Source organism: Xanthomonas sp. WHRI 10207 (assembly GCF_040202975.1).
Lineage (GTDB): Bacteria > Pseudomonadota > Gammaproteobacteria > Xanthomonadales > Xanthomonadaceae > Xanthomonas.
Map to the genome: position 1 here is coordinate 781,455 of NZ_JBEGDX010000002.1, position 20,314 is coordinate 801,768.

Below are 20,314 nucleotides of genomic sequence, written 5' to 3' on the forward strand. Positions count from 1 at the left end.
CACTCACCGCCGTTCCATAACCTGAATCTCACACCGATTTGCGCACACTAGCGTAATGGCAGACGCGCACTCCCCCCTTCCGTCGCCGCCATTGCTGGACGATGCCTGCGCATTGTTTCTGGACGTGGATGGCACCCTGATCGACTTTGCCGACAGCCCCGAGGCCGTGCGGCTATTGCCCGAGGTACGCGAAGCAATTGTCCAGCTGAGCGAGCGCCTCAAAGGCGCCATCGCCTTGGTCAGCGGTCGTCCGCTCGCACAGCTCGATGCCTTGTTCGCACCACTGCTGCTGCCGGCCGCCGGCCTGCATGGGCATGAGTTGCGCAGCGATGTTGCCGCACGTGCCGCCATGCCGCAGGACACTTCTGCATTCCTGCATGGCCTGCATCAACGCGCTGCGGCGCTGACACATAAACACGCAGGCGTGCTGGTCGAAGACAAAGGCGTCAGCGTTGCGCTGCATTGGCGCGCGCAACCGGACGCCGGCCCTGATGTGTTGGCCTTTGCGCAGGACGAAATCGCCCAGCTCTCCGGCTATCGCCTGCAGCCGGGCGACCACGTGGTGGAATTCGTACCCGAAGGCAGCAACAAGGGCCTGGCCGTCGAACAACTGATGCAGACCGCCGCATTTGCAGGCCGCACGCCGGTGTTCGTCGGCGACGACCTCACCGACGAATTCGGCTTCGAAGCGGCCAATCGCTTAGGCGGCTGGAGCATTCTGGTCGGCGATCGCGCACAGACCAGCGCGCGTTTTCGCGTCGACGGCACTGCCGCTGTGCATGCGTGGCTGCACCACAACGCGCGCCACGCATCACCGTAGGCGCGCTTCCTTTCGCTACTTACAGGATCGTTTGCACCTCATGACCGAGCCAAACCTGGATCTGGGCGTCATCGGCAATTGCAGCTTTGGCGCATTGGTCGATCGGCAGGCACGCGTGGTGTGGAGCTGCCTGCCCGCCTTCGACGGCGACCCGGCCTTTTGCAGCTTGCTGTCGCCCAAGACCGAAGGCGGCGATTTTGCGGTGGAGCTGGAAGACTTCGTCAGCAGTGAGCAGCACTACCTGCCCAACACTGCCGTGCTGCGCACCGTCTTGCGCGATAGCCACGGTGGCGAAGTGGAAGTCATCGACTTCGCACCGCGCTGGCGCAATAACGGCCGTTTTTACCGGCCTGTCAGCATCATTCGGCAGATTCGCCCGCTCGCTGGTAACCCGCGCATCGTGGTGCGCGCACGCCCGCTCGCCGACTGGGGTGGCCGTACGCCCGATACCACCTGGGGCAGCAACCATATCCGCTGGGTGTTGCCGGAATTCACCTTGCGCCTGACCACCGACGTGCCGGTGCGCTTCGTGCGCGACGGCTTGCCGTTCGTGCTCAGCCACCCGGTGAGTCTGGTGCTGGGCGTGGACGAATCGCTGACCCGCTCGCTCACCGGCTATGTGCAGGAAGCGCAGGAACGCACCGAAGAATATTGGCGCGAATGGGTGCGCTATCTGTCCATTCCGCTGGACTGGCAGGAAGCGGTGATCCGTAGCGCGATCACGCTCAAGCTGTGCCAGTACGAAGATAGCGGCGCCATCATCGCCGCGATGACCACGTCCATTCCGGAAGCGCCGAATACCCCGCGCAACTGGGATTACCGGTATTGCTGGCTGCGCGACGCCGCGTTCGTGGTGCGCTCGCTCAACCGGCTGGGCGCCACGCGCACGATGGAGCAGTTCATCGGCTACATCTTCAACATCGCCACCGCCGACGGCACCCTGCAGCCGCTGTACGGCATCGGCTTCGAATCGCAGCTGGAAGAGCATGAAGTCGACACGATGGATGGCTACCGTGGCATGGGCCCGGTGCGGCGCGGCAACCTGGCGTGGATCCAGCAACAGCACGATGTCTATGGCAGCGTGGTGTTGGCCTCGACGCAATTGTTCTTCGATCTGCGCCTGAAGGATCAAGGCGACGCCGACACCTTCCGCCGGCTCGAACCGCTGGGCGAGCGCGCCTATGCGCTGCACAACGTGCCCGACGCCGGCCTGTGGGAATTCCGCGGTCGTGCCGAAGTGCACACCTACACCGCCGCGATGTGCTGGGCCGCGTGCGATCGCTTGTCGAAGATCGCTGACCGACTGGCGTTGCCCGAGCGCAGCGTGTATTGGCAGCAGCGCGCAGACAGCATTCGCGAGCGCGTGTTGTCCGAAGCCTGGAGCGAAGAACGCGGTCATTTCACCGACACGTTCGGTGGCCATCGTCTGGATGCGTCGCTGCTGTTGCTGGCCGACATCGGCATCGTGGATGCCGATGACAGCCGCTTCGTGCGCACGGTCGAAGCGGTCGGCCGGGTGCTCAAACATGGCGATGCGCTGTATCGCTACATCGCGCCCGACGACTTCGGCGAGCCGGAAACCAGCTTCACCATCTGCACGTTCTGGTACATCGATGCGCTGGCCTCCATCGGCCGCAAGGACGAGGCACGTGAATTGTTCGAGCGCATTCTGTCGCGCCGCAATCACCTCGGCTTGCTCTCGGAAGACCTATCGTTCGAAGATGGCGAAGCCTGGGGCAACTTCCCTCAGACCTATTCGCATGTCGGTTTGATCATCGCAGCGATGCGCTTGTCGCGGAGCTGGCAGGAGGCGTCATGAGTCGTTTGGTGGTGGTATCCAATCGTGTTGCAGTGCCCGGCGAAAACCGTGCCGGCGGCCTTGCAGTCGGGTTGTTGGCAGCGCTCAAGGAGCGCGGCGGCATGTGGTTCGGCTGGAGCGGCAAGACCGCGCGTGGCGACAGCGGCGGCATGCACGAGCAAACCGAAGGCGACATCACCTTCGTCACCATGGACCTCAACAAGCGCGACATCGACTCGTACTACAACGGCTTTGCCAATCGCACGTTGTGGCCGTTGCTGCACTTCCGGCTGGACCTGGTCGATTACGACCGCGCCAAGCGCGAAGGCTACCTGCGCGTCAATCGCCTGTTCGCGGAAAAACTCGCGCCGCTGCTGAAAGACAGCGACACCTTGTGGATTCACGATTACCACATGATCCCGCTGGGCGCGATGCTGCGCGAGCTGGGGGTGGGCTGCAAGATGGGCTTCTTCCTGCATGTGCCGATGCCATCGGCCGATTTGATGCAGGCGATGCCCGATCACGCACGCTTGTTCAGTACCTTTTATGCCTACGATCTGGTCGGCTTCCAGACCCAACGCGATGCCGAGCGCTTCAAGGCCTATGTGCGCCTGTTCGGTGGCGGCCGCATTCTGGACGGCGATCTGGTCGAAGGCCCGGGCGGGCGGCGCTTCACTGCCTCGTCGTTCCCCATCGGTATCGACACCGATCTGATTGCCAATCAGGCAAAAGCATCCGTCAGCAAGCAAGCCGTGCGCGATCTGCGCGAGAGTCTACGCGGGCGGCAGCTGGCCATCGGCGTGGACCGGTTGGATTACTCCAAAGGTCTGCCGGAACGCTTCCAGGGCTTCGAGCGTTATCTGGAGCGCTACCCGGATCAATCCGGCAGCCTGACCTATCTGCAGATCGCACCGGTATCGCGCGGCGATGTCACCGAATATCGTCAATTACGCGGGCAGCTGGAACAGATCGCCGGCCACATCAATGGTGGACATGCGGGGCCGGACTGGACGCCGCTGCGCTACGTCAACCAGAACTTCAGCCATGCAACATTGACTGGTTTCTATCGGGCCGCATCGGTGGGCCTGGTAACGCCATTGCGCGATGGCATGAATCTGGTCGCCAAAGAATTTGTGGCCGCGCAGGACCCTGAAAATCCCGGTGTCCTGGTGCTGTCGTTGCTGGCCGGCGCGGCGGACGAAATGAAGGAAGCGCTGCTGGTCAACCCGCACGATCTGGACGGTGTGGCAGATGCCATTGCGACGGCAGCCAGCATGCCGTTGGCAACACGTATCGAGCGGTGGCGGGCGATGATGGATCATCTGCGCAAGAACAACATCAACCACTGGCGCCAGCGCTACCTGCAGGCGCTGGCAGACGCCTAACCCCTCTCCCTGCCGGAGACGGTGCCCAAACGCGCTGTATGCATGCCCTTTTCCCTGCGGAAGTAAGTGCCCGAACTCGCCGCCTGCATTTCCTTCTCCCTCCGGGAGAAGGTGCCCGAAGGGCGGATGAGGGTACGTCAGTCACGCGAGCAATCCGACATTGTGCTCGATGGACTGTCGCAGCCCTGGCTTGAGCGCTGTGCTTTGGAGCGAGCGACGTACTCTGGATTGAGCACTGTGCTCTGGATTCACCGTGGTGCTGAAGTGCCCGCATTTTTTTGCCAATCCCAAATCCCAAATCCCGGCTTCAAACGCCGTCGCCTGACGCAATCCGGCGCGATACGGCCGCACCGGTGCCCTGCGCTCTTCGCCATGCGCGGCACGGCGCTCAAACTCTCCGCATGCATTCCCTTCTCCCTCCGGGAGAAGGTGCCCGAAGGGCGGATGAGGGTACGGTTACAAGGGATTTCCGGCAGGTGCACTTGTAGCCATGCGGGAATTTCAAGCACAGCTTTAAGCCACAGCGCTCTAGGGCACAGCGAAGTCAAAGGCTTCCACGCCCTTCAGGCGCGGGTGGCCTCTTCGGCCACGCATGACTGCGGTGCTCGGCTTGCTTTAAGGCGACTGGGTGAGTCAAGAGCAAAAAACTGAGCTAAGCAAAGCAACGGCAAGGCCAATGCAGAGCAAGCCGAACAAAAAAAGCAATTCGAAAGCGACAGCGCCTCTCGCGTGCATCACTCGTCAGGCGCCACCGCGCATCAACCGAAAATGTCAGCGTCCTTCGCTGCACTGCTCAAATTCCACGCAAATTCAGTACATCCGAGCTGCAGGTTGGAACGGTGGTTCCTATTCCGTCACGGACAGGCGGCGCTCAGGGGTCTAAAATATTCACATGATTAGCGCTGAGGACCCTGGGAGGGGCTGCGCGTTCATATCCAAGGTCGTCGGCAGCCTTTGCCAACGGACGACCTCTCTCCCTCCACGACTTGTCGCCGGTGCATGCCGCCCAAGTCCTTCCTGATATCTCAAAATGACTGATCAATCCTCAAAACGTGGGCTAGGCACCTGGTTGCTGGTGGCCTATGCAGTGGTGATCGCCGTGCTCGGTGCGGTGCTCGCCTACGAAGGCGGCCGTCTGGTCGCTGTCGGCGGTTCCTGGTACTACCTGCTCGCGGGCATTGCGCTGCTGCTGGCCGGCGTGTTGCTGGCGCTGGGCAAGCGTGCCGGCCTGTGGCTGTTTGGCGCCACGCTGGCCGCCACCATCGCGTGGGCGCTGTGGGAAGTGGGTCTGGATGGCTGGGGCCTGGTTCCGCGTCTGGCCTGGATGTCGGTGCTGGGCCTGGTACTGCTGCCGTTCTGGGGCGTGGCGCGTCGGCGCATGCAGCCGTTGTCCGGCGCAGGCTATGTCGTGGTGACCGGCGTGCTGCCGATCCTGGGCGCAGCGCTGATTCTGTGGCCGCTGTTTATGCCGCGCAATGTGGAGCTGGCCGACGCATCCAAGCAGCCGGCCGACAACGCCACCGCCTTCAGTCGCGGCAGCGTGCCCAGCCCGGACGGCAATGTCGCGGCCAATCACGACGCCAGCAACTGGACCGCGTATGCCGGTTCCAACCTGTCCAATCACTACACCCCCGGCGCGCAGATCACCCCGGACAACGTGAAGAACCTCAAGGTGGCCTGGGAATTCCATACCGGCGATCTGAAGCCGAAGGATTCCAAGCTGGGCTACGCCTTCCAGAACACCCCGCTCAAGATCGGCGACCTGCTGTACATCTGCACCCCGACCCAGAAGGTGATTGCGGTGAAAGCGGCCAACGGCAAGGAGCGCTGGCGCTTCGACCCGCAGACCAACCCCAAGGCGATGGCCGGTGTGGCCGCCACCACCTGCCGTGGCGTGTCGTACTACCAGGCGCCGGAAGGCACTGCCGACTGCCCGACGCGAATCTTCTGGCCGATGGTCGATGGTCGCCTCGGCGCGCTGGACGCGCAGACCGGCAAGCTGTGCACCAGCTTCGGCAACAACGGCTATGTGGACCTCAATGCCGGCACCGGCAATACCAAGCCGGGCTTCGTCGGCCCGACCTCGCCGCCGGTGGTGATGCGCGGCGTGGTGATCCAGCCGACCGGCCAGGTGCGTGACGGTCAGGAAGGCGATGCGCCGTCCGGCGTGGTGCGTGGCTTCGATGCCCTCACCGGCCAGCTGCGCTGGGCCTGGGATCTGGGCAACCCGGCGATCACCGCCGAACCGCCCGCTGGCCAGACCTATACGCGTTCGACCCCGAACGTGTGGTCGCTGATGGCGGCCGACGACGAGCTGGGCCTGGTGTATCTGCCCACCGGCAATGCGTCCGGCGACTTCTTCGGCAAGGGCCGTACCCCGCAGGATGAGGAATACACCGCCTCGTTGGTCGCCGTGGACGCGGCCACCGGCAAGGAGCGCTGGCATTTCCGTACCGTCAACCACGATCTGTGGGATTACGACATCGGCCCGCAGCCGAACCTGGTCGATTGGCCGGTCGCTGGCGGCGGCACCCGTCCCGCAGTGATCCAGGCCACCAAGTCCGGCCAGGTGTTCGTGCTGGATCGTGCCACCGGTGCGCCGTTGATGCCGGTCAAGCAGATGGCCGTGCCGCAAGGCACCGACCATGGCGACTGGACCGCTGCCACCCAGCCGATCTCGCCGGGCATGCCCAACACCGTGGGTGCACCCAGCCGCGAGGTCGAAACCATCATCGAATCCGATGCCTGGGGCATGACGCCGTTCGATCAGCTCGCCTGCCGTATCCAGTTCAAGCAGCTGCGTTACGAAGGCATGTTCACCCCGCCGACGCTGCAAGGCTCGCTGGCGTTCACCGGCAACCACGGCGGCATCAACTGGGGCGGCGTCTCGGTCGATCTGCAGCGCGGCATCATGGTGATGAACAGCAATCGCCTGCCCTACACCTTGCAGGTCTATACCCGCGAGAAAATGAACGAACTCGGCGTCGTGTCGGTGTTCGACGGCAAGAGCAAGACCCCTGGCTACATGGCGCAGAAGGGCCTGGCCTATGGCGCCCGCAAGGAGCCGTGGATGTCGCCGCTCAACACCCCGTGCGTGGCCCCGCCGTGGGGCTACATCTCCGGTGTGGATCTGCGCACCCAGCAAGTGCTGTGGCGCCGTCCGCTGGGCACCGGCTACGACCAGGGCCCGATGGGCATCCCGTCCAAGACCAAGTTCGAGATCGGCACGCCTAACAACAGCGGCTCGCTGGCCACCGCCGGCGGCGTGACCTTCATCGGCGCAACCCTGGACGACTTCATGCGCGGCTTCGACACCCGCACTGGCAAGCAGGTCTGGGAGACGCGCGTCCCAGCCGGCCCGCAGGCTGCCCCGCTGAGCTACACCATCGACGGCAAGCAGTACATCGTGGCCGCCGTGGGTGGACACGACCGCATGGAAACCAAGTCCGGCGACAGCGTCATCGCCTGGGCATTGCCGGACGCTGCACCAGCGGCACCGGCGAAGTAATCGCCAGACCTTTTGGGCAGCGACACAACAGACCGGCCGTCGCGAGACGGCCGGTTTTTTTATGGGCGCGGCCTGTCGATTGGGTGGATCGTCGTTGCCCAGAAGGGTGGAGCATGTGGTGTGCGGTCGGAATCCGTGGTTCCGGCAGCACGCCTGAATTGCACGGTGTTGCATCCGCTCATGACAGGTGTGCCGGAACTGCGGTTTGACCGACGGGCCATCGGCGTCGCACCGAGCCGTGTCGGAGTGAGGTCTTTCCGAAGTTCTTCGGGTCGCTGCCTTTCAAGTTCTCCTGCTGCGATTTCCCGACACCCGGTGCACTGCCATGGCGGTGGTTTGTGCTCGCTCCGATTTCAGCGCGATGTCGGACTACCGGCAACAGTGCAAAGCGCGCTAGTCGCCGCTGCCTGATCAGAGAGAAGCAAACCGCCCACCTGCATTCCATCGGAGCGCGGAATTGCGCGACGTCACGACAGCCTAATTTCACTTGGAATTTACAACCAGGAACACCGATTCCGGGCAGCCGAGAGCTGCTCAAAACATACGCACCGCAACTGAAAACGCTTCCAAATCAACCACATCAGCTTTTTACGTGGTCCGCAGCACGCATTCCGACAAACGGTCCTTTCACACCATCATGATTCGGGCTCGGCCGCCGATACCCCATTGCAGCCCACTCCTGCCGCACACCGTTCCCCCTTTCCCAGAACACTAGTCGGACTCAGCCTATGTTGCCTTCACACGATGCCGCACCCGTTTCCCGCCCACCGGCGGACGCAAACGTTGCGCGTACCACCTGGACTGCATGGATGCCCGCTGCCGCACACCTCGCGCTGCTGGCGTTGCTGACGCTCTATGCCGCCACGCTGGTGCCCGGCGGCGTCGGTAGTGCTTTCGCGAAGCTGTTCCCGGCGCTGCTGGTGCTCGGCGCGGCCAGCGTCGGCCTGTGGTGGTGGACGCGTCGTCGCAGCAGTGCGCAGCTGCAGCAGGCAGTGAGTGCCGTCGCTGCGCTGGGCGAAGGCCGCTTTCAGCGCCTGGACGCGCGTACCGCCTCCGGTGAACTGGCACCGCTGCTGCGCACGTTGCAGGCGACCCAGGACAAGCTGGCCATCCGCATCGACGTGATGGAACAAGGCCTGCGCCACGGGCAGTTCGTGATCAAGGCACTCGACGATCTGGACACCATGATCCGCATCGCCGACGACGACGGCCAGGTGCTGTTCGCCAACCGCAAGCTGCTCGCGATGCTCAAGCTGATCGAGCCGGATGTGCAGAGCTTCCGCCCCAGCTTCCATGCCGAAGGATTCGTCGGCGGCAGCATCGGCGACATCTACCCGGACAGCCAGGCCGCCATCGACCGCATGCGCGCGTTGAACGCGTCCAAGGCCGTGCGCGCCCCGTTCTTCGGGCGCCAGATCGACTTTGTGTACAGCCCGATCATCGCCGCCGACGGCACCAAGCTGGGCACCATCGCGCAGTGGATGGACGTCACCGCGCAGGTCAACGCCGAGCAGGCGCTGATCCAGATCATCGATGCGGCATCGGCCGGCGATTTCAGTCGCCGCATGCAGGTCGACGGCATGGATGGCGTGCTGCTGTCGCTGGCGCAAGGCATCAACCGCATCTACGACTCGGTGGAAACCCACCTGGCCGCGTTGGCACGCGTCATCAGCGCGATGGCCGAAGGCGATCTCACCCAGCGCGTGGACGGCGATGCGCACGGCATCTTTGCGCGTCTGCGCGACGACACCAACCAGACCGTCGCCCGTCTGACCGAAATCATCGGCGGCATCCAGACTGCATCGGACACCATCCGCCAGGCTGCGGTGGAAATCGCCGCCGGCAATACCGATCTGTCCGAACGCACCGAGCAGCAGGCGGCGAATCTGGAAGAAACCGCAAGCTCGATGGAAGAACTCACCTCGACCGTGAAGCAGAATGCCGAAAGCGCGCTGCAGGCCAACCGCCTGGTGGTGGGCACCGGTGAAGTGGCGCAAAGCGGCGGCCAGGTGATGGACGATGTGGTCGCCACCATGAGTCAGATCAGCACCGCCTCGCGCAAGATCGGGGAGATCATCGGCGTCATCGACGGCATCGCGTTTCAGACCAATATCCTGGCGCTCAATGCCGCAGTGGAAGCAGCACGTGCCGGCGAACAGGGCCGCGGTTTTGCGGTCGTCGCCTCCGAAGTGCGCGCACTAGCGCGGCGCTCGGCTGATGCCGCAAAAGAGATCAAAACGCTGATCGCCGACTCCACCGACAAGGTGGAGCTGGGCTCGGGGCTGGTGCATCGTGCCGGCGCGACCATGCGCGAGATCGTCGGCTCGGTCAAACACGTCACCGACATCATGAGCGAGATCACCTCGGCCAGCGCCGAGCAGTCCAGCGGCATCGAACAGGTCAATCGCACCGTCGCACAACTGGATGAGGTCACCCAACGCAACGCCGCGTTGGTGGAAGAAGCCACCGCCGCCGCACGTAGCCTGGAAGAACAGGCGGTGGAACTGGCCGATGCGGTCTCGATCTTCCGCCTGCAGCCTGCGCACAGTGGCAACTCGAATGTAGTGCGCGCAAGTTTCGGAAACGCGGCGGCCTAAATCGTAGGAGCGTACCCGGGCGCGACGAAGCATCACCGGTAACGCCCCATCGCGCCCGGGTGCGCTCCTACGCAAAGCAAGCGTGCGTGTCTTCCATCCTCGATCCGGCACGCGCAGCCGCAAACAACACGCCAAATCGAAGCGCCACCCCACAGATGAACCAATCTTCGTAGGAGCGCACCTGGGCGCGACGAAGCTTTATCGGTAACGCGCCATCGCGCCCAGGTGCGCTCCTACGCAAAGCAAGCGTGTCTTCCATCCTCGATCAGACACGCACCGCCGCAAACAACACGCTAAATCGTGGAGCCATCGCACAGATGAGCGAATCTTCGTAGGAGCGCACCAGGGCGCGACCAAGCTTTATCGGTAACGCGCCATCGCGCCCAGGTGCGCTCCTACGCGGAGATGGCTTCGCAGCGGAGAGGGCTAATCCAGGAACCGCGCACGCTGCTCAGGTGTGGGCAGCATGCAGTGCTCGGTACGCCCGAACCAGCGATAGCGATTGCGCGCGATCAGGCGATAACCGATGTCGCGCAAGCCACGTGGGACAATGCGCAACACTGCAAACAAGCGCCAAACGCCACCCAAACCGGCCAGAACGCGCACGATCGCATCGCTGTCGGTCCATGCACCGGTGTCGTCCACCAGCAAAAACGACAGCGGATCATCGGGGTCCAGCCCGTGCTGCTGCAACAGCGCGCGCCCGGCGTGCCCCTGCATCGCGGCAAAGCGATAACGCCCACGTCGATCGTGGCGCAGCAGCAACGTGACCCAGCCATTGCACAGCAGACACACGCCATCGAACACGATGGTTGCCGGCGCACTGCGCGCATCAACCTGCGGCGATTCAACCTGGCGCAAGCCAACCCTCGTAGCGAATGAACGGCCCGACCAGCGGCAGGTGCACGTCGACGAAAAATCCATAGCGGCCAGCGTCGGCATGCTCGCGGCAACGCACCTGCTCGAACCAGCGCGCAGGCAGCGGGATCCAGCCGAATGCCCACACGCGCGTGGCCTGCCAGTACAACGCGTCGGCATCGGCACGCAGCGCGAATTCGAAGCGCACCGCGCCCAGGTGCTCGCGCAGTGCGCCGCCCTGCCGCCACAACCGCGAATACATCGGCAACCCGGCAAAACGCCGATGCCAACGCTCGCCGTGCGCATCGACCAGAAACTCCACTTCGACATCCACCTCGCCAGTGCGCGGCAACCGGCTCAGCAACGCCAGCAACGGCACCAAGGCATGACGACCGCGCTGAATCTGCGCCCTTCCGCCAAAGGTCTGCCGCTGCTGCACCGAGTGCAGCGCACGCACCGGCGCAGGCAGCTGCGCGAATGCATCCTGGCCGAGTACCTGCGCGAACAATGGCGTGTTCAGGGCGCGATCCAGGCCAGCGTGGCCATGCGTCCGCTGCGACGGTCGCGGCGGTGCGAGAAGAAGCGTTGCGGATCGGAAATGGTGCACAGCCCGCCGCCATGGATCGCGCTGGCCGGCACGCCGGCACGCTGCAAGCGCTGGCGCGCCAGTGCATACAGATCCACCCGCCAATGCCCCGGCCGCGTGGCGATGAAGGCGTCCTGCGCCTGCGCATCGTCGGCGACGAATGCGTCGAAGACGTCATCGCCGATTTCATATGTCTGCGGTCCCGCGGCCGGCCCCAGCCATGCGATCAACCGCGACGCAGGCGTACGCATGGCGGCCACGCTGCGCTCCAGCATGCCGTCGGCCAGCCCGCGCCAACCGGCATGTGCGGCCGCCACTTCGCTGCCATCGACCGCCGCCAGCACCACGGGCAGGCAATCGGCAGTGAGGATCGCCAGCACCACGCCAGGCACAGCGGTGACAGCCGCATCGGCAATGGGTTCAGACACAGCTGGCGCGAGATCGCCCGCGCCATCCGACCGCGCATCGGATGCAAATGGCGGCGCTTCGACGCGCACCACCTCTACACCGTGCACCTGCCGCAACCAGTGCGGTGCGCTCGGCAACGCCAGCGCTTCGACCAGCAGCGCCCGGTTGCGCTCCACCTGCTTGGGCGTATCGCCCTCGGGGCTGTTGCGGTTGCCCAGATTGAGCGTGTCGAACGGCGGCAGCGAGCCGCCCAGCCCGTAGCGCAATGTAGTCAGCGCCTGGATGCGTGGCGGCGCAGGCCAGTCGGCCGGCAGGATGCAAGGCGCGACCACTGTCACTTCAGCGGCGCGCCAGCTCGGCGGCACGTGCGCTGTCTTCGCGCAGCGCGGTCATCAGCCGCTGCAGGTCGGCCGGCACCGGTGCGGTGGCGCGCACCGGCTCGCCGCTGACCGGATGCAGGAACTCCAGCGTTTCGGCATGCAGCGCCTGGCGCTTGAAGGTGCGCAGCTCGTGCACCAGCTCGTCGGTGGCGCCCTTGGGCAGCTTGAGCGCGCCGCCGTACAGCGGGTCGCCAACGATCGGCGACTTCAGATGCGCCATATGCACGCGAATCTGATGGGTGCGCCCGGTTTCCAGGCGGCATTCCAGCGCGGTATGCGCACGGAAGCGTTCGCGCAGCCGGTAATGGGTGACCGCGTCGCGGCCGTCGTCGCGCACCGCCATCTTCAGGCGATCGCGTGGATGGCGGTCGATCGGCGCATTGGCGGTGCCGCCGGACACCAGCGCACCGACCACCACCGCCAGATACTGGCGATGCACATCGCGCGCGGACAGCTGTTCCACCAGCGCCGTCTGCGCCTGCACGGTCCGCGCAACCACCATGACGCCGCTGGTTTCCTTGTCCAGACGATGCACCACGCCGGCGCGCGGCACCGCCGACAACGCGGGGTCGCGGAACAGCAGTGCATTGACCAGGGTGCCGTCCGGGTTGCCCGCGCCTGGGTGTACGACCAAGCCGGCAGGCTTGTCGATCACCAGCACCTGGTCGTCTTCGTACAACACGTTCAGCGGGATGTCCTGCGGGGCGGCATGGGTCTGGGTTTCCAGCACCACCTGCAGCTGCACGCTCTCGCCGCCGCGCAAGGTGTCGCGCGGACGCGCCATTTCGCCATCCAGCAGCGCATCGCCGGACTTGATCCATTCCGACAGCCGCGAGCGCGAGAATTCGGGGAATAGCTCGGCCAGCACCGCGTCGAAACGGCGCCCTGCGGCGTTATCGGGCACGATGGCCTGACGGATGGACGGGTCGATGGGGTCGGCAGATGGGTCGGACATGGACACTGGCACTCAGGCAAAAACGGGAATTTAGGGGTCCGGGAGGCAGGAGTCAGTCGCCGGACAGGCCACTAGGCTATCATCGCGCTTTCGTTTTCCTGACGCGTCCTTCCCAGACCCATGATCCGACGGTCCACGTTTTCCGCGCCTGCGCGCCTGATTGCCCTCATGCTGGTCATGGCGTTCGTCGTCACCGGCTGCCACCGCGGCGCCAAGGACAAGAATCCCGATGAGGGCATGCCGGTCGAGCAGCTCTATGGCAAAGGCCACGGCCTGATGGAGAAAGGCAACTGGGCTGGCGCCGAAGCCAGCTACAAGCGCCTGATCGCCCAGTACCCGTATGGTCCGTACACCGAGCAGGCGATGATCGAAAGCGCCTACGCCCAGTACAAGGCCGGCAAGCACGACGACACGGTGTCCAGCGTCGACCGCTTCATCCGGACCTATCCCACGCACCGCAACATCTCGTACCTGTACTACCTGCGCGGGCTGGCCAACAGCAACCGCGACACGGTGTTCCTGCGCCGGGTGTGGTCGCTGGACCCAAGCCGCCGCGATCTGTCGTCGCCGCAGCAGGCCTACAACGACTTCAATACGGTCACCGACCGCTATCCCAACAGCCGCTACGCGCCCGATGCGCGCAAGCGGATGATCGAGCTGCGCGATGTGTTCGCCCAGCACGAGCTGGATAACGCGCTGTACTACCTGCGCCGCGACGCCTGGGTGTCCGCAGCCGGCCGCGCCAACTACCTGCTGGAAACCTACCCGCAGAGCGCCTATCAGTACGACGCCGTTGCCGTGCTGGCGGAGGCTTACACACACCTTGGCAACAAGACCCTGGCCGCAGACGCGCGCCGCGTGCTCGAACTCAACAGCCCGCAGCACCCGTGGCTGACCGGCAATTGGCCGAAGTACCCCTGGGCGATCCGCAAGCTCAACCCGTTTGCCGGCGAGAAGTCCGCCGCTACCGGTCAGCGCAATGCACAGATGAGCCGCGACTGAGACTTGCAGTCACTGCCGAATACATAAGGGGCCGAAAGGCCCCTTTTTCATGCCTGAGAGGTCGGTGCGGCAAGCCGCCGCAGCAGTGAGCGCTCCCCACTGCGGTCGCGTCTGTGCGCGCGTGCTCGCTCCCTGTGCCGGCGTATCGCAAGCCCGCGCGCGTCCCGTAACCGGCGCCAGATCACCGAACCGGCGGGCTGGCCTGCCTATACTCAAGCCTTAGAGCAGCTAACAAAACGACTGTGCTCATCGCCAGGCGGGCGCGGCCGGTTCTCGGAGTCGGCATGTACCACGCATACACTCCGGTTCCTGCGCGCCGTCCACACCCACCTGACGACTGCTCGCGACGGTTTGTTAGCCGCTCTTAGGAAGATCCGACTCCCCGCCGGCGCCAGCCAAGGAGGCCGCATGTCTCGTCTCATCGCCCTATTTTTGCTCGCGGTGTCGCTGGCAACACTGAGCACGGTCTCAGTCGCGGCCCCGATCGTCTACGGCGTCAACGCCCACGACAATCGCCCCGGCTACCCCATGACCCAGGCCGAGGCACGCTTCAAACTGCTGGCCGCGCGCAATCTGCGCAGCTACCGCTTCGATGTGGATCCGCGCGATTACGCAACGCTGGATGCCCTGGTGCCACTGGCGCGTCAGTACGGCATCACGCTACGCCCGATGGTCTACCCGATGTCGCGCGAGATCGGTTACCAACTGGCACGTCGCTACGCGGCCGACATCAAGGTCTGGGAGATCGGCAACGAACAGGACCTGGTGCGCGCCGAAGCCGATGCCCGCATTGCCGCGATGACCACCATGTATCTGGGGATGCGCCAGGCCTCCAACGAACTGGGCGCGGGCCTGCGTTTCACCATCAACATCACCGCCTGCAACAGCGATGACCGCAGCGCCAACGCGCGTTGCCCGGGCGACCGCAATGGCTCGCTATGGTTTCTTGCCAAGGCCAAGGCCGCCGGTTTCGACTTCGACCACATCAGCTTCCACTACTACGCCTTCCACCACGATGCCGGCTACTGGACAGACTTGTACCTGGGCCAGCTACGCACCGCCGCGCAGACCTACAACACGCCGGTGTTCTTCAACGAGCTGAACTGCGCCGAGGTCTACACCGGCAACACCACCGGCGGCGCGGAAGGCGACCGCGGCTGCTTCGACAGCCTGGCGCAGCTGCTGCGCAACGTGCGCGCCAACTATGCCGACGTGGTCGCCGAGATCAATGTCTACGAGTTGCTGGACCAGACCACCATCCAGGGCGCAGAAGGCCATTTCGGCCTGATGTACGACCTGACGCGACCCAAGCCGACTCTTGATTTGCTAACCCGCTTCGCGCAACCGCCGGCCACCGCAGCGATGGCCGACTCGCCGGGTTACTGACCGGAATACCCGTTGGTGATCGGGTAACGCCGCTCGCGACCGAACGCGCGTCGCGAGATCTTCGGCCCGGGCGCGGCCTGATGGCGCTTCCATTCGTTGATCCGCACCAGGCGCAGCACGTGTTCGACAGTATCGGTCGCATAACCGGCGGCAACGATCTCGTCGCGCGACTGCTCCTGGTCGACATAGCGATACAGGATGCCGTCCAGCACATCGTAGGGCGGCAGCGAATCCTGGTCGGTCTGGTTGTCGCGCAGCTCGGCCGATGGCGGGCGCGAGATCACCGCCGGTGGAATGACCGGCGCACCGCCGACGGTATTGCGCCATTTCGCCAGGCCGAACACTTCGGTCTTATAGAGATCCTTCAGCGGCGCGTAGCCACCGCACATGTCGCCGTAAATGGTGGCGTAGCCCACTGCGTATTCGCTCTTGTTGCCAGTGGTCAGCAGCAACCCGCCGAACTTGTTGGACAGCGCCATCAAGATCACGCCACGGCTGCGCGACTGCAGATTCTCTTCGGTGATATCCGGCTGGGTACCTTCGAACATCGGCCCCAACGCGGCGAGCAAACCTTCGAAGGCCGGCTCGATTGCAATGGTTTCCAGCTTTACGCCCATCGCACGGCATTGTTCCTCGGCCAGATCGTTGGACAGACCGGCGGTGTAGCGCGACGGCAGCCGCACCGCGGTGACGTTATCGCCGCCCAGCGCGTCGACCGCCATCGCCAGCACCAGCGCCGAATCGATGCCGCCGGACAGGCCCAGCCACACCTTGCTGAAGCCGTTCTTGCGGCAGTAATCCTGCAGGCCACGCACCACCGCGCGCCAGGCGAGCGCGTCCATGCTCTCGTCGCCATCGTCCACCCAGACCACCGGGGTGAAGCGGCGTTCGCCAGCGGCGTAGTCCACCACCAGCCATTGATCGACAAAGGCGGCGGCGGCCGGATGAACGGTGCCGTCGCCATCGGCTACCACCGAGGCGCCGTCGAACACCAGCGCGTCCTGGCCGCCAACCACGTTGAGATACGCAATCGCCGCCCCGCTCTCGCGCGTGCGCTCGGCCAATAGCGCATCGCGCTGCGCGTGCTTGCCGCGCTCGTACGGCGAGGCATTGGGGACCAGCACCAGCTCGGCGCCGGCGTGCACGGTTTTGGCCAGCGGCTCGGCGAACCACAGGTCTTCGCAGATCACCACACCCACCTGCACGCCCTTGACCGTGACCACGCAATTGTCGCCATCCGGGTCCACATCGAAATAACGACGCTCGTCGAACACCGCGTAGTTGGGCAGCTCGCGCTTGCGGTAGGTCGCTTCGATGCGGCCATCGCGCAACACGCTGGCCGCGTTGTAGACCACGCTACCGGCGCTCTGCGGCCAGCCGACCACGGCGACAATGCCGCGCGTACTCGCCGCAATGCGCGTCAATGCTTGTTCGCAGTGCGCCAAGAACCCCGGACGCAGCAGCAGATCTTCCGGCGGGTAGCCGCTGATCGCCAGTTCGGGAAACAGCACGATGTCCGCCTCGAACTCATCGCGTGCCGTGGCAATGAACTCGATGATGCGATCGGTATTTTTTGCCACCGCCCCAACCGGGAAGTCGAACTGGGCCATGGCGATGCGGAGGATCTGGGACATATCGGCAGCCTTTTGCGGTTCCTACCGAACGCCGGAAGGAGGGAAAGAAGAACGGGCAACGCACAAGCCTTGCGCAATCGCGTCGCACACATCGTCAGTGCGCGCCAGCACCGCATTATTCCAGAAGCGCAGCAGCTGGAAGCCCTCGCGCTGCAGGAAGGCGTCGCGTACTGCATCGGAGCAGGCGTTCAGATGCTGGCTGCCATCAAGTTCGATGATCAATGCGCAGTCCAGACAGGCGAAATCGGCGATGTACGGCCCGACCGGACACTGCCTGCGAAACTTGAAGCCCAGCAAGCGCCGATCACGCAGGCGGTACCAAAGCGCGCGCTCGGCGTTGGTCATCTCGCGTCGCAAGATTTTCGCAAATCGAATTTTTTCGCCAGCGCGCATTGGATGCATCAGGTTTTTGTCAGATCACAGCGTGTTATGGAACTGCCGGTGCCAGCTATCGGTTGCGATCGATTTGGGGGGTAGGGGAAAGCTGCCCTCACCCCTACCCCTCTCCCGCAAGCGGGAGAGGGGAAATCCAAGGCACGAAGCTAAAACAGTCCGCTCCTGCTGCAACTCCTGCTGCAACTGCTCCTGCTCCAGCACCTGCTCCAGCACCTGCTCCAGCACCTGCTCCTGCTCCTGCTCCTGCACCTGCTCCTGCTCCTGCACCTGCACCTGCTCCTGCTCCTGCTCCTGCTCCCGCTCCCGCTCCCGCCATCTATCAGCCACGCAACTGCCTGCGTCACTCCCTTCTCCCGCATGCGGGAGAAGGTGCCCGAAGGGCGGATGAGGGAAGCACTACCGAGCCATAAAAAAGGCCACCCGAAGGTGGCCTCTCTCAACTCGCAGGCTTGCGCGCAGCGAGTACTTACTTCACCAGCGCAGCAATCGCCGCACCCAGATCGCCCGGCGAACGGACGGTCTTGACGCCAGCGGCTTCCATCGCCGCGAACTTGCCTTCGGCGGTGCCCTTGCCGCCCGATGCGATCGCACCGGCGTGGCCCATGCGCTTGCCGGCCGGAGCCGACGCACCAGCGATGAAGCCGACCACCGGCTTCTTCACGAACTGCTTGATGTACTCGGCACCGGCTTCCTCGGCGTCGCCGCCGATCTCGCCGACCATGATGATGCCTTCGGTCTGCGGGTCTTCGTTGAACAGCTTGAGGCAGTCGACGAAGTTCAGGCCGTTGATCGGGTCGCCGCCGATACCGATGCAGGTGCTCTGGCCCAGGCCCACTTCGGTGGTCTGCTTGACCGCTTCATAGGTCAGGGTGCCCGAACGCGACACGATGCCGATCTTGCCCGGCTTGTGGATGTGGCCCGGCATGATGCCGATCTTGCACTCGCCCGGGGTGATCACGCCGGGGCAGTTCGGCCCGATCAGCACGGTGTCCGGATGCGAGCGGGTCAGCACATTCTTGACGCGCAGCATGTCCAGCACCGGGATGCCTTCGGTGATGCAGACGATGACCTTGATGCCGGCCGCAGCCGCTTCCAGGATCGCGTCGGCCGCATACGGCGGCGGCACGTAGATCACCGACGCATCGGCGCCGGTATTCTGCACGGCGTCGGCCACGGTGTTGAACACCGGCAGATCGATATGCGTGGTGCCGCCCTTGCCGGGGGTCACGCCGCCGACGACCTGGGTGCCGTACTCGATCATCTGAGTGGCGTGGAAGGTGCCCTGCTGGCCGGTGAAGCCCTGCACAATCACCTTGGTGTTCTTGTTAATCAAAACGGACATGGATAGTTCCTTCGGTGTCGTGAATCAGGCGGCGTTCTTGACAGCTTCAACGACCTTCTTGGCACCGTCGTTGATGTTGTCGGCCGGGATGATGGCCATGCCGCTGTCGCGCAGCAGCTGCTTGCCTTCTTCCACGTTGGTGCCTTCCAGGCGCACCACGACCGGAACCTTGACGCCCACTTCCTTGACCGCAGCGATGATGCCTTCGGCAATCATGTCGCAGCGGACGATGCCGCCGAAGATGTTGACGAAGATGCCTTCGACCTTGGCCGAGGACAGGATCAGCTTGAACGCCTCGATGACGCGCTGCTTGTTCGCACCGCCGCCCACGTCCAGGAAGTTCGCCGGCTCGCCGCCATTGAGCTTGATGACGTCCATGGTGGCCATGGCCAGGCCTGCGCCGTTGACCATGCAACCGATGTTGCCGTCCATGGTGACGTAGTTGATGTCCAGCTCCGAAGCGGTCACTTCGGTCTCGTCTTCCTGCGTCTTGTCGCGCATGGCGATGAGCTGCTTCTGACGGAATGCGGCGTTGTCGTCGCTGTCGAACTTGCCGTCCAGCGCGTACAGGTTGCCGTCGTCCAGGATCGCCAGCGGGTTGATTTCAACCAGCGCCAGGTCCTTTTCGTTGAACAGGCGGTACAGGTTCACCATGATGCTGGCGAACTGGCCGGCCTGCTTGGCGTTCAGGCCGAGCTTGAAGCCGAAATCGCGACCGTGGTAGCCCTGCACGCCTTCGACGAAATCGACGTTGAGCGAGTGGATCAGCTCCGGCGTTTCGGCAGCGACCTGCTCGATCTCCACGCCGCCTTCGGACGAGGCGATGTAGGTGATGGTCTTGGTGCCGCGGTCGACCAGGATCGACAGATACAGCTCCTTGACGATCTCGCCGGCTGTGGTCACCAGCACCAGGTTGATCGGCAGCTCGACGCCGGCGGTCTGGTAGGTCGACATCTTGGTGCCGAGCATCTTGGCCGCTGCGGCCTTCACATCGTCGGTGGTCTTGCAGAACTTGACGCCGCCAGCCTTGCCGCGGCCGCCCGCGTGGATCTGCGCTTTCACCATCCAGGGGCCCTTGCCCAGGGAATTGGCGACTTCAACCGCTTCGTCCGGGGTCGCTGCGACCTTGCCGGCCGGAACGGGGATGCCGTACTCGGCAAGCAGCTGTTTTGACTGGTATTCGTGGAAATTCATGCGTCACCGTGGGAAAAGGAAACGACCGCTGCGTGCAACGCAGACCGCCGGGGCGGCACGTCGAA

At 64.3% G+C, this 20,314-nt stretch carries 16 protein-coding genes and 1 other RNA gene; 8 read left to right on the top strand and 9 right to left on the bottom strand.

Annotated elements, in window-relative coordinates:
* Positions 1–55 precede the first annotated feature (55 nt).
* From otsB to ABQU90_RS08990, 5 genes are all read left to right on the top strand, one after another.
* Complete coding sequence (gene otsB, locus ABQU90_RS08970; protein WP_323522348.1) at positions 56–820, top strand: trehalose-phosphatase; 765 nt, start codon at positions 56–58, stop codon at positions 818–820.
* 40 nt (positions 821–860) lie between these two features.
* Positions 861–2,639, top strand: a complete 1,779-nt coding sequence (locus ABQU90_RS08975; protein ID WP_323522347.1) for a glycoside hydrolase family 15 protein — start codon at positions 861–863, stop codon at positions 2,637–2,639.
* On the top strand, positions 2,636–4,003 hold the full coding sequence (otsA, locus tag ABQU90_RS08980; RefSeq protein WP_055848926.1) for an alpha,alpha-trehalose-phosphate synthase (UDP-forming): 1,368 nt from the start codon (positions 2,636–2,638) through the stop codon (positions 4,001–4,003). Before ABQU90_RS08975 ends, otsA begins: the two co-directional genes overlap by 4 nt.
* A gap of 1,069 nt (positions 4,004–5,072) precedes the next feature.
* On the top strand, positions 5,073–7,511 hold the full coding sequence (locus ABQU90_RS08985) for a membrane-bound PQQ-dependent dehydrogenase, glucose/quinate/shikimate family (RefSeq protein ID WP_323522405.1): 2,439 nt from the start codon (positions 5,073–5,075) through the stop codon (positions 7,509–7,511).
* 728 nt (positions 7,512–8,239) lie between these two features.
* On the top strand, positions 8,240–10,108 hold the full coding sequence (locus ABQU90_RS08990) for a methyl-accepting chemotaxis protein (protein WP_115528725.1): 1,869 nt from the start codon (positions 8,240–8,242) through the stop codon (positions 10,106–10,108).
* Positions 10,109–10,534: 426 nt separating this feature from the next.
* Here ABQU90_RS08990 and ABQU90_RS08995 read toward each other — a convergent pair whose 3' ends face one another.
* The 4 genes from ABQU90_RS08995 to rluD are packed head-to-tail and all read right to left on the bottom strand — an operon-like array spanning position 10,535 to position 13,295.
* The gene (locus tag ABQU90_RS08995) at positions 10,535–10,969 is read right to left on the bottom strand and encodes a thiol-disulfide oxidoreductase DCC family protein (protein WP_323522346.1); all 435 of its coding nucleotides are present in this window, start codon (positions 10,967–10,969) and stop codon (positions 10,535–10,537) included.
* The gene (locus ABQU90_RS09000) at positions 10,956–11,486 is read right to left on the bottom strand and encodes a DUF4166 domain-containing protein (RefSeq protein WP_055850321.1); all 531 of its coding nucleotides are present in this window, start codon (positions 11,484–11,486) and stop codon (positions 10,956–10,958) included. Before ABQU90_RS09000 ends, ABQU90_RS08995 begins: the two co-directional genes overlap by 14 nt.
* Positions 11,483–12,292, bottom strand: a complete 810-nt coding sequence (gene pgeF, locus ABQU90_RS09005; RefSeq protein WP_407078763.1) for a peptidoglycan editing factor PgeF — start codon at positions 12,290–12,292, stop codon at positions 11,483–11,485. The genes ABQU90_RS09000 and pgeF overlap by 4 nt, the downstream gene beginning before the upstream one ends.
* A 7-nt stretch (positions 12,293–12,299) precedes the next feature.
* Positions 12,300–13,295 carry a 23S rRNA pseudouridine(1911/1915/1917) synthase RluD gene (gene rluD / locus ABQU90_RS09010; protein WP_055848915.1) on the bottom strand — a complete coding sequence of 332 codons (996 nt, stop codon included), beginning with the start codon at positions 13,293–13,295 and terminating at the stop codon, positions 12,300–12,302.
* 120 nt (positions 13,296–13,415) lie between these two features.
* Here rluD and ABQU90_RS09015 point away from each other — a divergent pair, with 120 nt between their 5' ends.
* The 3 genes from ABQU90_RS09015 (at position 13,416) to ABQU90_RS09025 (ending at position 15,683) form a co-directional block, all read left to right on the top strand.
* Complete coding sequence (locus ABQU90_RS09015) at positions 13,416–14,297, top strand: outer membrane protein assembly factor BamD (protein WP_323522345.1); 882 nt, start codon at positions 13,416–13,418, stop codon at positions 14,295–14,297.
* Positions 14,298–14,581: 284 nt separating this feature from the next.
* Positions 14,582–14,657, top strand: a non-coding RNA gene (locus ABQU90_RS09020) — sX9 sRNA.
* A 48-nt stretch (positions 14,658–14,705) separates the two neighbouring features.
* Positions 14,706–15,683, top strand: coding sequence for a glycoside hydrolase family protein (locus tag ABQU90_RS09025; RefSeq protein WP_323522344.1), 978 nt, complete (start codon positions 14,706–14,708; stop codon positions 15,681–15,683).
* On the opposite strand, the gene ABQU90_RS09030 is transcribed toward ABQU90_RS09025, so the two are convergent.
* The 5 genes from ABQU90_RS09030 to sucC form a co-directional block, all read right to left on the bottom strand.
* A complete protein-coding gene (locus ABQU90_RS09030) occupies positions 15,677–17,317 on the bottom strand; it encodes an NAD+ synthase (protein ID WP_323522343.1) in 1,641 nt (546 codons plus the stop codon). The genes ABQU90_RS09025 and ABQU90_RS09030 overlap by 7 nt on opposite strands.
* A gap of 21 nt (positions 17,318–17,338) precedes the next feature.
* On the bottom strand, positions 17,339–17,710 hold the full coding sequence (locus tag ABQU90_RS09035) for an endonuclease domain-containing protein (protein WP_323522402.1): 372 nt from the start codon (positions 17,708–17,710) through the stop codon (positions 17,339–17,341).
* A gap of 24 nt (positions 17,711–17,734) precedes the next feature.
* On the bottom strand, positions 17,735–18,040 hold the full coding sequence (locus ABQU90_RS09040; protein WP_323522342.1) for a hypothetical protein: 306 nt from the start codon (positions 18,038–18,040) through the stop codon (positions 17,735–17,737).
* Between the two features lie 139 nt (positions 18,041–18,179).
* The gene (gene sucD / locus ABQU90_RS09045) at positions 18,180–19,055 is read right to left on the bottom strand and encodes a succinate--CoA ligase subunit alpha (protein WP_055848897.1); all 876 of its coding nucleotides are present in this window, start codon (positions 19,053–19,055) and stop codon (positions 18,180–18,182) included.
* Between the two features lie 24 nt (positions 19,056–19,079).
* Positions 19,080–20,249 carry an ADP-forming succinate--CoA ligase subunit beta gene (gene sucC / locus ABQU90_RS09050; protein WP_055848894.1) on the bottom strand — a complete coding sequence of 390 codons (1,170 nt, stop codon included), beginning with the start codon at positions 20,247–20,249 and terminating at the stop codon, positions 19,080–19,082.
* Between the last annotated feature and the right edge of the window lie 65 nt (positions 20,250–20,314).